Source organism: Mesorhizobium sp. M8A.F.Ca.ET.161.01.1.1 (assembly GCF_004792105.1).
GTDB lineage: Bacteria > Pseudomonadota > Alphaproteobacteria > Rhizobiales > Rhizobiaceae > Mesorhizobium.
Window position 1 is genome coordinate 1 of sequence record NZ_SRTD01000548.1, and the last position, 278, is coordinate 278.

Here is a 278-nt window from a genome sequence, read left to right on the forward strand (position 1 = left end):
GCCTTTTCTATCGCGGAAAGGATGCTGTGACGCTCTCCAGCGCGGCGACGCTGGAGGAGACGGCAAGCCTGCACTGGGCAGCGGACGTCCCGGTGTCGTTTGCCTCGCCCGGCCGCGGTGACGCGCGCGACAGCGGTCGCGGCGCGGCATTCGCGACGCTGGCTGGACTGGCTGCCGAAGGCCGGCCTTCGCTGGGACGCGGGCCAGCCATGCTCTACCGCGATGCCGCCGACGCCATCGCGGCCCTGGCAGAGGCGCTCGGCGCGGCTGCGGGAAAC

Annotated in this window: 1 pseudogene; it reads left to right on the plus strand. The window is 72.7% G+C overall.

Annotation, left to right across the window (positions count from 1 at the left end):
* Positions 1-278, plus strand: a pseudogene (locus tag EN804_RS37640) (citrate synthase); the annotation flags it as partial.